Source organism: Psychrobacillus insolitus, from assembly GCF_003254155.1.
GTDB lineage: Bacteria > Bacillota > Bacilli > Bacillales_A > Planococcaceae > Psychrobacillus > Psychrobacillus insolitus.
In genome coordinates this window covers 31,827-46,594 of record NZ_QKZI01000004.1, presented here as the reverse complement: position 1 = coordinate 46,594, position 14,768 = coordinate 31,827, and the positions used below count along the sequence as shown (strand labels likewise).

The window sequence follows — 14,768 nt, the reverse complement described above, 5'->3', positions numbered from 1 at the left end:
CTATTTATATAGAAGAATGAACTCGAGATGCAATAAATAAAAATAGTTAGGGGAGATACATATGCAATTAATTACTGGCAAGACTGCACTTATTACTGGAGCGGGTAGAGGAATAGGAAGAGCAACGGCAATCGCATTCGCAAAAGAGGGCATTAACGTTGGACTATTAGGACGAACTATTGAAAATTTAGAAAAAGTAGCAGCTGAGTTACAAGAATTTGGTGTGAAGGTTTCATTAGCTACTGCAGACGTTTCTAATATGGAGTCAGTAAATGCAGCAGTTGAATCAATTAAAACTGAACTAGGTGCAATTGATATTTTAGTAAATAATGCAGGGATCTCTAAATTCGGTAACTTCCTTGAAGTAGATCCAGAAGACTGGGCGAAAATTATTCAAGTAAATGTAATGGGTGTGTATTACGTAACTAGAGCGGTATTACCTGAAATGATCGAAAGACAAACAGGAGACATCATTAATATTTCATCTACTGCGGGTCAAAAAGGTTCGCCTGTAACGAGTGCTTATAGTGCTTCAAAAGCAGCTGTAATTGCATTAAGTGAATCATTAATGCTAGAAGTTAGAAAGCAAAACATTCGTGTTACTACATTAACACCGAGTACAGTAGCTACTGATATGGCAGTGGAGTTAAAATTAACAGATGGCAATCCTGAAAAAGTAATGCAACCAGAAGATATCGCAGACTTCATGGTAGCTCAGCTTAAAATGAACCCAAGAGTTCTACTTAAATCAGCTGGATTATGGTCAACAAATCCTTAATTGTGTGATAATTTTAAAGCCTAACTTCTTCAATGAAGGAAGGTTTTTTTTAAAAGAAAAAAATCAACTAAATACCTTATGGGGTATAAAATGATAATGTAGATAATATTACTGAGGTTTCAATGTACTATTTTTCGTTTTTAGGTATTTGCTTATATGAATACTACAATGATCTAACAACTGACCGTGAAAAAATTGTAACGGAATATAATTTTAAATAATAAGCAAGTATAAGAATCCCATTGATTTTGAACGCGATTTTTACTATTTTTTCTAGATAGCTCTGGACGGTTTTTTTAGCTTACAAAACTACTTAAAAGACAAAAAATGGGTGAGAAAGCGACCGCGTCACTTTCTCGCCCATTCCTCTTTTTATAATTGTGTAACTCATGGCTGTCCGCCGCTCTCCAAAAATAATCGGAATTATTGTGTGAAAGCTTTGGTTAAGAAGAGAGGAGCCGCATGCTTACCTAAATAGGACGCCGAAGATGATATTTCGGCTTTCATGTCACGTCTTACTTGGATGAATGCTTCTCCACTTTTTTGAACCACTTCTAAACAGAATCTTGTTTTCTTCTAGTAACTTATATAGACAAGGAACTCTTCTATAAAAATAAGTAAGCATTATTTTGTAGAAGAGCCGATGGAGCCTGAAATTGCATCTTCAGGCGTTGATTATTACATAGAAAAGGATTTCCTCTTTTATTCCCAAAAGCATTTGCCCTTTTCCCTTCGATATTTTAGGGGAGCGATGGACAAACAATCGTAATAGGAAGACCGAAAACAGAGATGAGCTACATGACGCAGTCACGTAGCTCATCTCTGTCTTTCTCATTTATCCTATTATCGTAAGTTTTGTGCAAAGTGAACTATAAAAGTCCAAATAGAAAAAGGGCGCATTAGCTGTTTTTTTACTTTAGGAACGAGCATTATTCATTTAATTTTAGTTTTTACTGTTATCCAAAAACAAAGTATTGACATTATTCCAACCATTCTTATATACTATGTCTATAAGAATGGTTGGAATTGATAAATACTGATGCTTACTAGAAAGCTAGAGGCTTCATATTGAAGAGGGGGAATCTCTTTCAATGTGAAGTCTTTTTTTAAAAACTAAATACATACTTAACTGATAGGCTTAATTTGCTGATTGGTACTACTGAAGGCAAAGTAAAAATAATGAGGGGGCATTTTGCCATGAAAAGGAAAGTATTATTTAAGAGTACTGCTTTTATTCTTTCTACATTATTACTACTATCTGGATGTGGTGAAGAAAATGGGAATGGGACTGTAGAAATTTTGAATGTGTCATATGATCCGACAAGGGAACTATACCAAGAGTTTAACGAAGCATTCGCGAAGTATTGGAAAGAAGAACAGGGTCAAGAAGTGAAAATCCATCAATCACATGGTGGTTCCGGGAGTCAAGCGCGTTCGGTGATTGATGGACTAGAAGCTGATGTTGTGACATTGGCATTAGCATATGATATTGATGCGATCGGTAATCAAGATTTATTAAATAGTGATTGGATTGAACGTTTAGATGATAACTCGGCACCATATACGTCAACAATTGTTTTTTTAGTTCGCAAGGATAACCCAAAAGGTATTAAGGACTGGGATGATTTAACGAAGAAAGACATATCAGTTGTCACATCAAATCCTAAAACATCAGGTGGTGCACGTTGGAATTACTTGGCTGCATGGGGTTATGGGCTTGAAAAATTTGATAATGATGAAGAAAAAACAAAAGAATTTGTTCAAAGTATTTATAAAAATGTAGAGGTTCTTGACTCTGGTGCACGAGGATCTACAACTACTTTTGTTGAAAAAGGTTTAGGTGATGTATTAATTTCTTGGGAAAATGAAGCATTCCTTTCATTAAAAGAATTTGGTGAAGATGAATTTGAAATTATCGCGCCGTCAACGAGCATTTTAGCAGAACCTTCTGTTGCTGTAGTGGATAGTGTTGTGGATGAAAGAGGTACAGAAGAAGTGGCAGAGGCTTATTTAAACTATTTATACACAGTTGAAGGTCAAGAAATTGCTGCAAAAAACTATTTTCGACCTCGTAACGTAGATGTAGTAGCAAAATACAAAGATCAATTCCCAGAAATTAAATTATTCACGATAGATGAAGTGTTCGGTAGCTGGAAAGAAGCACACGAAACACATTTTAAAGATGGTGGAGTATTTGACTCGTTTTATGAATAAATAGATGCAGTGAACTGATTGGTGGTATGTGAAATGAAGAGAAAACGAAGAAAAAAGAACGTCCTACCTGGTTTTGGACTAACCATGGGTATTACGACAATGTATTTGAGTATAATTGTTCTCATTCCGTTGTCCATGGTATTTATTGAGTCTTCCAAACTGGGGTGGCAAGGGTTCATTGAAGTAGTAACAAGTGACCGAGTGTTACATGCATATAAAATTAGTTTTTTAACTGCGTTTTCCGCTGCGTTAATAAATGCCGTGTTTGGTTTAATGATTGCTTGGGTGCTAGTACGTTATAGTTTCCCAGGAAAGCGTCTTATTGATGGGCTGATCGATTTACCATTTGCACTTCCGACAGCTGTTGCAGGTATTGCACTGACGACATTGTATGCAGAAGATGGTTGGATAGGGCAATTTTTTACCCTATTAAACATAAAGGTTGCCTTTACCCCACTAGGAATTACGGTTGCTTTAGTGTTTATTGGCTTACCATTCGTAGTTCGGATAATCCAACCAGTGCTTGAAAATATAGAAAAAGAAGTGGAAGAGGCAGCATCCAGTTTGGGTGCAACGAAAAAGCAAATTTTCACTAAAGTCATTTTTCCAGAATTGTTGCCATCGTTGCTTACTGGATTTTCACTAGCCTTTGCACGTGGTATTGGGGAATATGGTTCGGTCATTTTTATCGCGGGAAATATGCCGATGAATACAGAAATTGCACCACTTATGATCATGACGAAGCTGGAACAATTCGATTATGCAGGTGCAACAGCAATTGCTGCTGTGATGCTTGTTGTGTCTTTCCTTTGTCTCATTATTATTAATTTACTTCAAAAATGGAGTAGAAAGCATGAAATGCAAGGTGAATAGGAGGTGATGTAATGGCTACAGATCTAGTAAAAAATGAGGGAAAACATATACATAAACCAACAGCGGTCAAAAAGGAAACGAACTGGACAAAGCGTGTATTGATTACTGTAATGTTCTTGTATTTATCGATATTCCTTCTTGTCCCTCTTGTTTATATTTTTGTCAAAGCTTTTGAACAAGGCTCAGGGGTTTATTTTGCAGCTATTACAAATAGTGATGCGTTAGATGCAATAAAGTTAACGTTGCTTGTAACACTTATTACGGTACCGTTAAATACCGTGTTTGGTATCGCAGCGGCTTGGCTAATTACGAGATTTCAATTTAAAGGCAAGCAGCTATTATTATCCTTAATTGAATTACCATTTGCAGTATCACCTGTTATTGCGGGTCTAGTTCTCGTCCTCTTTTTTGGACCTCGAGGCGTCATGGGTCCGTTGTTTTCAGAACTCGGTATTAAAATTCTCTTTTCCACACCAGGGATTGTTATTGCGACGATGTTCGTGACACTTCCTTTCGTTGCAAGGGAACTTATTCCTGTTATGCAGGCGCAAGGGAAGGCGGAAGAGGAGGCAGCCATTTCACTTGGAGCAAGTGGGTGGCAAATGTTTGTACGTGTAACATTGCCTAATATTAAGTGGGGATTACTTTACGGTATGATTCTTTGTAATGCTCGTGCCATTGGTGAGTTTGGTGCAGTATCGGTCATATCTGGCCGTATACGTGGTATGACCAATACGATGCCTTTGCATGTTGAAATATTATACAATGAATATCAATTTTCTGCGGCTTTTGCTGTCGCATCCTTAATGTCACTTCTTGCAATCCTGACACTTACTATTAAAGCGTGGATTGAATGGCGCGCAGAAAAACAACAAACAGCTTAAGAATGGATGATGACATATGACAATTGAAATATCCAATGTAACTAAGCATTATGGTTCGTTTGAAGCACTAAAGGATATTAGTTTAAATATACCAAAGGGTGAGTTAGTAGCGCTTTTGGGTCCTTCGGGATCGGGGAAGACAACATTGCTACGTATGATTGCAGGGCTTGAATCGATTGAAGAAGGGACCATTTCTTTTGATGGTTCAGACTTAACTGACAAGCATGTAAACCAGCGTGATGTGGGTTTTGTATTTCAGCATTATGCATTATTCAAGCATATGACGGTATTTGATAATATCGCATTTGGCTTAAATGTACGTAAAAAGCGGTTACGTCCCTCAAAGAAAGAAATTGAAGTGAAGGTGAATGAGTTATTAGAGCTTGTCAAGTTGAGTGGATTTGCCAAGCGTTATCCAGGCCAACTTTCGGGTGGTCAAAGACAGCGTGTAGCACTAGCTAGAGCACTCGCTGTAGAACCTCAAATGTTACTGTTAGATGAGCCTTTTGGGGCTCTTGATGCAAAGGTGCGGAAGGAATTAAGAAGTTGGTTACGAAAATTACACAATGAAATTAATGTAACAAGTGTTTTCGTTACACATGATCAAGAAGAAGCGCTTGATGTAGCGGATCGTATAGTCATTATGAATAATGGGAAAATTGAACAAATTGGCACGCCGTCAGAAGTGTATGACAACCCTGCGAGCCCATTCGTGTATGACTTTTTAGGAAATGTAAACTTATTCCATGGGAGATTGCATAAAGGAAAGTTAAATTTAGGTTATGCCCAATTTGATGCGCCAGATTATCTGGATGCAATGGATAAGAATGCAGTTGGTTATGTAAGACCGTATCAATTGAATATAGAGAGAGAAAAGAAAAGCGTGGATGCCATTGCGACAAAGGTTTATTTCATCCATTCCATTGGTCCCAAGTGGCATATTGAATTAAAACGTGAGGATAGCGATACGTATGTAGAAGTAGAGCTAAATAAAGCTGAACATGCCCAGTTGGATTTAACGGTTGGTGAAGTAGTCTATGTACGTCCAAAAGAAATGAAAGTATTTATTCCGGAAGATTTTGTTATTTAAAAGGGGGAAGAAATTGTGCTGACGTATGAAAATTGGAAAGAGCCAACAACTTCGTTTGATATTGATGAAACATATAAAGGAGCACTAAATGTGCTTGAATGGAGCTTTAAAGAGTATGGCAAAGAAATTGTATATGCCTGTAGCTTTGGTATTGAAGGTATTGTGCTAATTGATTTAATAGCGAAAGTGCAGCCTAATGCACAAATTGTTTTTTTAGATACAGATGTCCATTTTAAGGAAACGTATGAAACGATTGAAAACGTGCGTAAAAAGTATCCAACACTTGAGATTGTCATGAAGAAGCCTGCCCTAACTTTATTGGAGCAAGCGACCCAATTTGGCGATAAATTATGGAAAACTGATCCAAACCAATGTTGTCAAATCCGCAAACTTGACCCACTGAATGAAGTATTATCGGGTGCAAAAGCATGGATTTCTGGTTTGCGTCATGAACAATCTGAAACCCGCAGACATGTTCAATTCATTAACAAAGACACTAATTTTGAATCAGTGAAAATTTGTCCTCTCATCCATTGGACTTCGGAAGATGTGTGGAGTTACGTACGAAAGCATGAACTAACGTACAATCCACTGCATGATCAGGGTTATCCAAGTATTGGTTGCGAACATTGTACATCAAAAGTTACTGCTGGAGAAGATTCACGTGAAGGAAGATGGCAAGGACAAGGAAAAACAGAATGCGGCTTACATAGCCGACAAATAGGAGGAAAAGCATGAGCATTCAACCACATGGCGGCGTTTTAATACAAGCGTACGAACCAAACACAGACATTACTACTATTAATAAGGAAATTGTACTTGATGCAACTTCTCTAAGTGACTTGGAATTGATAGGTATTGGAGCATATAGCCCAATTGCAGGATTTTTAACACAGGCAGATTATGAATCTGTCGTAGATAATATGAGACTTGCATCAGGTCTAGTTTGGAGTATCCCTATTACATTGCCGATTACAGAAGAGGTAGCTGCGGCAGGTTTAGCTATTGGCGACCAAGCGAAGTTAACATATGAGGGTGAAGTGTACGGCATTATTGAAGTGTCTGATATTTATACACCAAATAAAGAAAAAGAAGCGTTGCAAGTATATGGAACAGATGATTTAGCGCATCCAGGAGTGAAAAAACTTCATGAACGTCCAGCTATCTATGTAGGTGGTAAAATCACATTGATCAAAAAGACATCGAAGTTATTCCCTGAATATACTTTTGAGCCAAAGGAAACACGTGAACTATTTGAGAAGAATGGTTGGAAAAAAATCGTAGGCTTCCAAACACGTAACCCAGTCCATCGCGCACATGAGTATATCCAAAAGGTAGCTCTTGAAAGTGTAGACGGTTTATTTTTAAACCCACTAGTTGGGGAAACGAAATCAGATGATATTTCAGCAGAGATTCGTATGGAAAGCTATGAAGTGTTACTTGATAAATATTATCCAAAAGAACGTGTACAACTAGGTGTATTTTTAGCGGCGATGCGTTATGCGGGACCAAAAGAAGCAATTTTCCATGCATTAGTACGGAAAAACTATGGCTGCACACATTTCATCGTCGGTCGTGACCATGCTGGTGTGGGTGACTATTATGGAACATACGAGGCACAAGAATTGTTTGAGCTATTTACACCTGAAGAAATCGGCATTCAACCATTTAAATTTGAACATAGCTTTTATTGCACAGCTTGTGAAGGGATGGCAACAACGAAAACATGCCCACACGATGCCGAAAGTCGTATTATTTTATCGGGTACAAAAGTACGTGAAATGTTGAGAAATGGTGAAATCCCACCTAGTTCATTTAGTAGAAAAGAAGTAGTAGAAGTATTAATAAAAGGACTTCGTAAAGAAGCATTTTCATAAATGGAAAAAGGGAGGAATAAATAATGAGTACAAACATCGTGTGGCATGAGGCATCCATTGCAAAAGAGGAACGCCATAAGAAAAATAAACATAGAAGCTTTATTTTATGGTTTACAGGTTTATCTGCATCGGGGAAATCTTCTGTTGCCAATGCATTTGCCCATACTCTATTTGAACGAGGCAATCAAACGTACGTATTAGATGGTGATAATATTCGTCACGGTTTAAACAATGATTTAGGGTTCACAGAAGAGGACCGTAAAGAAAATATTCGTCGAATTGGTGAGGTGGCTAAGCTTTTTGTAGATAGTGGACAAATTGTTTTAACTGCATTTATCTCGCCGTATCGTGCAGATCGATCGTTAGTACGTGAACTAGTAGAAGAGGGCGATTTTCTTGAGGTATATGTTAAATGTTCGGTAGAAGAATGCGAAAAACGCGATCCAAAAGGTTTATATAAAAAAGCACGCAATGAAGAAATTAAAAACTTTACAGGCATTAGTGCACCTTATGAGGAGCCGATAAATCCAGAAATTATTTTAGATACGGAGCAGTATTCTATCGAGCAATGTGTAGAGCAACTCACAGCAATTTTACTTGAAAAAGGGCTTATTTAATTTCTTTTTTGCATAATCTATTTCTTGGAGGATAAACTAACCTCTAAGAAAGGATGTGTGATTAAATGGAAGAAAGTAAATTCGCTGACCTTGACCGTGAGCAATTACAAGAAATTAATGAATTAGAAGGTAAACTTGGAGTCACATTAATTGCATACGATAGTGCAGCAACCTTAAATAATGGTTCTAATGAAATGCCATCCATATAAACTAATGATGCCTTGCAGAAATGCAGGGTATTTTTAATGAAGTAAGTAATCTGTTCAAACATTTAATGAAATAGAACTTCAACCTGTTAGACTCAAATACCTTCCAATTTGTGGCTGAAAAAAGAAAGCGCTCCTAAAACCAACCAATCAAAAAAACTCGCAAAACTCAAAAATGGCCAAAATCTACATACGACATATTTTAAAATAAGTACAAAATATGTAAGGAAATTCTCTTTTTGCACTTATTTTCGGATAAGTCGTATGTTCATTTTACTGTATTTTATAAATCGGGATTAATAACTTAAATAGAATATTAAACGCGTAGAAATTTTAAATATCTAATTTGGTTTTGATAGTTTACAGCCATGTAAGTCAAAGCTTTTTAGTTTGCTCCTCAGCGCTGTGTTGGTTTTTTTGGCGTGGTTTAGTAGCCTGTCCATTTGCTGTCTTACTTAAAGATAGGTGCTTCCACTTTTCTTAATCGACAAGATATAAGAAAATTCTCTTTTTTACAAAAAATAATCTTGACTGATAAGAGATGTCACGGTAGTATAATTATAATAAGTAAAAACTGAATAGTGAATTCTTATCGAGAGAAGCTGAGGGACTGGCCCTATGAAGCTTCAGCAACCAGCCTTTGATGTGGTCAGGTGCTAAATCCAGCAGGCATCTAAATGTCTGATAGATGAAGAGGAACGAATTGATATCGTAAAGCCTTCTTTTCCTAGAAGGCTTTTTTTGAATATAAGAAAGAATAATACTTTTACTGGGTAACTGTCTAGCGCAAGCAATGTTGTTCCTCGGGGCAGTAATAGGCGCTTTCGCTTTTCTAAATAGGGAGATGAGTAATTTGGGTTTGTTAGAAGAACTAAAGACTAGAATGTTAACTGCGGACGGTGCTATGGGAACTCTGCTTTACTCGTACGGAATAGATTACTGTAATGAAGAATTGAATCTGCAAAAACCAGAAATTATAGAAAAGATTCACCAAGATTATATCGCTGCTGGAGCAGATATTATTCAAACGAATACATACGGTGCAAATGCGATTAAGTTAGAACGCTATGGATTAGAGAATCAAATAAAAGAAATTAATGAAGCAGCGATTCAAATTGCTAAGCGAGCTGCTGCACCTGGTGGACAATTTGTACTTGGAACAATTGGAGGCATCCGAGGGATTCGAAAGAGTGATGCAACGATTGAGGATATTGTCCGAATGGTCGATCAGCAAGCGAATCATTTACTTACTGGAAATCCAGACGGGTTACTATTAGAAACATATTATGACTTTGAAGAGCTATCGGCGACAGTCAAATACTTACGTAGTATAACGAATACACCGATTATTGCACAAGTATCGATGCATGAACCAGGTATTTTGCAAAATGGATTGGCGCTGAATGATGCACTGCATCAGTTAGAAGCACTAGGAGCAGATATTGTCGGGGTCAATTGTAGACTAGGTCCGCATCACACAATTCAAGCATTTGAAGAAGTAACGCTACCTAAAAAAGCTTTTTTATCTGCTTTCCCAAATGCGAGCTTACTCGACGTAGAAGATGGTCGTATTGTCTACGAATCAGAAGCTGATTATTTTGGTAGAGCTGCTTTACTTCTTCGTGAAGAAGGCGTGCGCTTAATAGGTGGTTGTTGTGGAACGACTCCAAAGCATATTGAAGCAGTCAAAAAATACATTGGAAACCTGGCACCAATCACGAACAAAGTAGTGACGCCAAGAAAGCCGATTGTTATACGAGACGCAGAGCCACCAAAATCACAACCAATTCATGAAAAAGTAAAAACGGAACGAACAATTATAGTAGAACTAGATACTCCACGTCACTTAGATATTACAACTTTTATCGAAGGTTCAAAAGCATTGCACGCGACTGGAATAGATGCTATCACAATGGCTGATAATTCGTTAGCATCTCCGCGTATTAGTAATTTAGCGATGGGGTCTATGCTGAAACTAGAGCATAAAATTCGTCCGCTAACACATATTACATGCCGAGATCGTAATCTAATCGGGCTGCAATCTCATTTAATGGGACTTGATGCACTTGGAATGCATGATATATTAGCAATTACTGGTGACCCGACAAAAGTGGGGGATTTCCCAGGTGCGACAAGTGTGTATGATGTTTCGAGTATGGAACTAATCCAATTGATTAAACAGTTGAATGAGGGTATTTCATTCTCAGGAAAACCACTCCGAAAGAAAGCGAATTTCTCAGTTGCGGCTGCTTTCAATCCTAATGTTCGAGTTTTGGATCGAGCGGTGCAACGACTAGAGAAGAAGATTGAAAGTGGAGCGGACTATTTCATCACGCAACCAGTGTTCACAAAAGAGAAAATTCAAGAAATATATGAAGCAACGAAGCACTTATCGACGCCAATATTCATCGGTGTAATGCCGCTTACTAGCATTAGAAGCTCGGAGTTTTTACACAATGAAGTACCCGGTATTAAGTTATCGGAGGACGCGTTAGAAAGAATGCGGGCTTGTGGGGAAGATAAAGACCGCGCGACTGCAGAAGGTATTCAAATAGCGAAAGAGCTAATTGATACAGCAGCTGAGTTATTTAATGGTATCTATATTATTACACCTTTCCTTCGATATGATACGTCACTGGAATTGATCAAATATATTCAAGAAATCGATGCGAAGAAAGAGAGAGATCACACCTATGTCCAAACATCTAATTGAAGAAGAACTCCAAAAACGAATTCTCATCATTGACGGAGCAATGGGCACAATGATTCAAAATGCAGATCTTTCTCCAGAAGACTTTGGCGGAGAAGAATACGATGGCTGTAATGAGTATTTGAATATCGTGAATCCTGAGGTTATTGAAAATATACACCGTGCATATTTAGAAGCCGGTTCTGATATTATTTGTACGAACACATTTGGCGGAACACCCGTTGTATTAAATGAATACGATCTTGGTGATCAAGCTCATGAGATTAACTTACGTGCAGCGCAATTTGCAAAAAAATGTACAGCTGAATTCTCTACACCTGAATGGCCACGTTTTGTAGCTGGTGCAATTGGACCAACGACGAAAACGCTATCTGTTACAGGGGGAATTACGTTTGACGAATTGACGCATGACTTTTATGTACAAGCGAAGGCATTAGTAGAAGGCGGCTCAGACTTAATTTTATTAGAAACGAGCCAAGATATGCTAAACGTAAAAGCAGCGACTATCGGTATTAAACAAGCATTTGATGAAACAGGAATAGAACTTCCGATTATGATTTCTGGAACAATTGAGCCAATGGGTACGACTTTAGCTGGACAAAGTATTGAAGCATTCTATATTTCTATTGAGCATGTTAAGCCACTTTCAGTTGGACTAAACTGTGCAACGGGACCTGAATTTATGACGGATCATATCCGCTCACTTTCAGAGTTATCCGATGGTTACGTTAGTTGTTATCCGAATGCAGGTTTACCAGATGAAGAAGGTCATTATCATGAATCACCAGAATCACTTTCTAAAAAGTTAAAAGGCTTTGCAGAAAAAGGATGGTTAAACCTAGTTGGTGGATGTTGTGGAACGACTCCTGCTCATATTAAAGCAGTGCGTGAAGCAGTAAAAGACATTGCTCCACGTAAACCTACAGAAATCAATCATGGTCATGTTGTATCTGGAATTGAACCGCTTCAATACGATGATTCGATGCGTCCATTATTCATCGGGGAACGCACGAACGTTATTGGTTCACGTAAATTTAAACGATTGATTGTTGAAGGGAAGTTTGAAGAAGCTTCTGAAATTGCTCGTGCTCAAGTTAAAGGCGGCGCACATGTTATTGATATTTGTCTTGCCAATCCTGACCGTGAAGAAATAGAGGATATGAAACTTTTCATGCAAGAAGTAGTGAAAAAAGTAAAAGTACCACTAGTAATTGATTCAACAGATGAAAAAGTTATTGAAGAAGCACTAAAATATTCACAAGGTAAAACAATCATTAACTCGATTAACCTGGAAGATGGAGAAGAGCGATTCGATGCAGTTATGCCACTTGTGAAAAAGTACGGAGCAGCTGTAGTAGTTGGAACGATTGATGAAATAGGAATGGCCGTTACACGTGAGCGTAAGCTTGAAATTGCGGAACGTTCGTATGATTTACTTGTGAATAAATGGGGACTAGCACCGGAAGATATTATCTTTGACCCGCTGGTATTCCCAGTAGGGACAGGAGATCAACAATATATAGGTTCAGCGGTTGAAACAATTGAAGGCATTCGTTTAATAAAAGAAAAAATGCCTCGTACGTTAACGATTCTTGGCGTAAGTAATGTATCATTTGGTCTTCCACCTGTTGGTCGTGAAGTATTGAATGCCGTTTATTTATACCATTGTACACAGGCAGGGCTCGATTATGCGATAGTGAATACGGAGAAATTGGAGCGATTTGCGTCTATTCCTAAACCAGAAATTGACATGGCAAACGAGTTGTTATTTACAACAACGGACAAAACACTTGCTGATTTCACTGCTTTTTATCGAGATAAGAAAAAAGAAAAAACAGAAGATGATATTCCTAAAACAGTTCCGGAACGTTTAGCTTATTATATTATTGAAGGAACGAAAGAAGGGTTAATCCCTGATTTAGAAGCAGCACTTCACATGTATGATACTCCACTAGATGTCATTAATGGACCACTTATGGCTGGGATGTCTGAAGTAGGGCGTCTATTCAATGAAAACCAACTCATTGTTGCGGAAGTACTTCAAAGTGCAGGTGTCATGAAAGCCTCTGTTGCTCACTTGGAGCAGTATATGGAGAAAAAAGAAGACGACTCTGGTAAAGGGAAAATTGTCCTTGCTACTGTAAAAGGCGATGTTCATGATATCGGGAAAAACTTAGTTGAGATTATTTTAAGTAATAATGGATATAAAGTAATAGATGTTGGGATTAAAGTTACCCCAGCTAGATTGATCGAAGTAATTCGTGAAGAAAATCCAGATATTATAGGCTTGTCAGGGTTGCTTGTTAAGTCTGCTCATCAAATGGTCATTACAGCACAAGACTTTAAAGAAGCGGGTATTGATGTACCGATACTTGTAGGTGGAGCAGCTCTATCTCGCCGTTTCACAGAAACAAAAATTTCTGCTGAGTACGATGGTCCAGTTCTATATGCAAAAGATGCAATGATCGGATTAGACCTTGCAAATCGTTTGCAAAATCCGGAAGATAAAGAAGTTTTATTAGAAGAACTTGGTATTCAACAAGAGAAACGTAAAGTTTCAGAGGCGACTCGTGCTTCCAAACAAGCTGTCGCAGTTTTACAAAAGCCAGTAAAAACTGTCCGAGAAGATGTCCAGGTTTACCAACCGAAAGATCTTCGTCGACATGTGCAAAAAGATTACTCTATGGCGCATCTTCACCCATATGTAAATATGCGAACATTAATCGGCCATCATTTAGGGTTAAAAGGATTCAGTGAGAAATTATTAGTACAAAAAGATGAGCGTGCAACTGCACTTCATGAGCTAGTAACTGGATTCTTAACGTCGGGTATTTTGAAACCAAGAGGGATGTATCAATTTTTCCCTGCTCAATCAAGTGGAGACGATGTTATTATCTATGATCCTACTGACTCAAAAACGGAAATTGAGCGTTTCACATTCCCACGCCAATCTGCAGAACCATTCCTATGTTTAGCTGATTACTTGAAGTCAGTGGATAGTGGAGAAATGGACTATGTTGCATTTATGCAAGTAACGTCTGGTCACGGTGTACGTGCAGAAGCGACGAAACTAAAAGAACAAGGGAAGTTTTTAGAAAGTCATGCATTGCAGGCTACTGCTCTAGAAGTGGCAGAAGGATATGCTGAACGAATTCACCAAGAAATTCGAGATCAGTGGGGCTTCCCAGATGCAACGGACTTTACAATGCGTGATCGTTTCGCTGCCAAATACCAAGGCCAACGATTCTCTTTCGGCTATCCAGCTTGTCCAAATCTAGAAGATCAGTCTAAATTATTTGGCTTGTTACGACCTGAAGATATTGGCGTCGAGTTAACAGAAGGATTCATGATGGAACCAGAAGCATCCGTTTCTGCAATGGTATTCGCACATCCAGATGCGAGATATTTTGTAGTGGATTGATCAATAAAACGAAAACACCGCCTACAGGTATTTATTCTGTAGGCGGTGTTTTTTGGGTTGTACAATAAATGACGTTGGTGAAATAAAATCTTGATCCA

11 protein-coding genes and 1 riboswitch are annotated in these 14,768 nt (G+C 38.1%); all 11 genes read left to right on the top strand.

Translation table 11 applies throughout. The features are described 5' to 3' along the window. The first annotated feature begins 61 nt into the window (after nt 1-61). On the top strand, nt 62-778 hold the full coding sequence (locus C7437_RS10725) for a 3-ketoacyl-ACP reductase (RefSeq protein WP_111439679.1): 717 nt from the start codon (nt 62-64) through the stop codon (nt 776-778). Between the two features lie 1,197 nt (nt 779-1,975). Then, nucleotides 1,976-2,992: a sulfate ABC transporter substrate-binding protein gene (locus C7437_RS10720; RefSeq protein ID WP_111439678.1), complete on the top strand. Its 1,017-nt coding sequence runs from the start codon at nt 1,976-1,978 to the stop codon at nt 2,990-2,992. Between the two features lie 33 nt (nt 2,993-3,025). Then, nucleotides 3,026-3,865, top strand: a complete 840-nt coding sequence (gene cysT, locus C7437_RS10715) for a sulfate ABC transporter permease subunit CysT (RefSeq protein WP_111439677.1) — start codon at nt 3,026-3,028, stop codon at nt 3,863-3,865. Nucleotides 3,866-3,876: 11 nt separating this feature from the next. After that, the gene (gene cysW, locus C7437_RS10710; RefSeq protein ID WP_111439676.1) at nt 3,877-4,749 is read left to right on the top strand and encodes a sulfate ABC transporter permease subunit CysW; all 873 of its coding nucleotides are present in this window, start codon (nt 3,877-3,879) and stop codon (nt 4,747-4,749) included. A 16-nt stretch (nt 4,750-4,765) separates the two neighbouring features. Continuing rightward, nucleotides 4,766-5,839, top strand: coding sequence for a sulfate/molybdate ABC transporter ATP-binding protein (locus tag C7437_RS10705; protein WP_111439675.1), 1,074 nt, complete (start codon nt 4,766-4,768; stop codon nt 5,837-5,839). 15 nt (nt 5,840-5,854) lie between these two features. After that, nucleotides 5,855-6,577 (top strand): phosphoadenylyl-sulfate reductase, encoded by a 723-nt coding sequence (locus C7437_RS10700; protein WP_111439674.1) that lies wholly within the window; start codon nt 5,855-5,857, stop codon nt 6,575-6,577. After that, entirely contained in the window at nt 6,574-7,716 is a 1,143-nt protein-coding gene (gene sat, locus C7437_RS10695) for a sulfate adenylyltransferase (protein ID WP_111439673.1), read from the top strand. The genes C7437_RS10700 and sat overlap by 4 nt, the downstream gene beginning before the upstream one ends. 23 nt (nt 7,717-7,739) lie before the next feature. Next, a complete protein-coding gene (cysC, locus tag C7437_RS10690; protein WP_111439672.1) occupies nt 7,740-8,333 on the top strand; it encodes an adenylyl-sulfate kinase in 594 nt (197 codons plus the stop codon). 65 nt (nt 8,334-8,398) lie between these two features. After that, nucleotides 8,399-8,542, top strand: coding sequence for a hypothetical protein (locus tag C7437_RS16985; RefSeq protein WP_170122362.1), 144 nt, complete (start codon nt 8,399-8,401; stop codon nt 8,540-8,542). A 583-nt stretch (nt 8,543-9,125) separates the two neighbouring features. Continuing rightward, nucleotides 9,126-9,234, top strand: a riboswitch (SAM riboswitch). Between the two features lie 158 nt (nt 9,235-9,392). Further along, the gene (locus tag C7437_RS10685; RefSeq protein ID WP_111439671.1) at nt 9,393-11,252 is read left to right on the top strand and encodes a bifunctional homocysteine S-methyltransferase/methylenetetrahydrofolate reductase; all 1,860 of its coding nucleotides are present in this window, start codon (nt 9,393-9,395) and stop codon (nt 11,250-11,252) included. Continuing rightward, nucleotides 11,233-14,670, top strand: coding sequence for a methionine synthase (metH, locus tag C7437_RS10680; RefSeq protein WP_111439670.1), 3,438 nt, complete (start codon nt 11,233-11,235; stop codon nt 14,668-14,670). Before C7437_RS10685 ends, metH begins: the two co-directional genes overlap by 20 nt. Nucleotides 14,671-14,768: the final 98 nt, after the last annotated feature.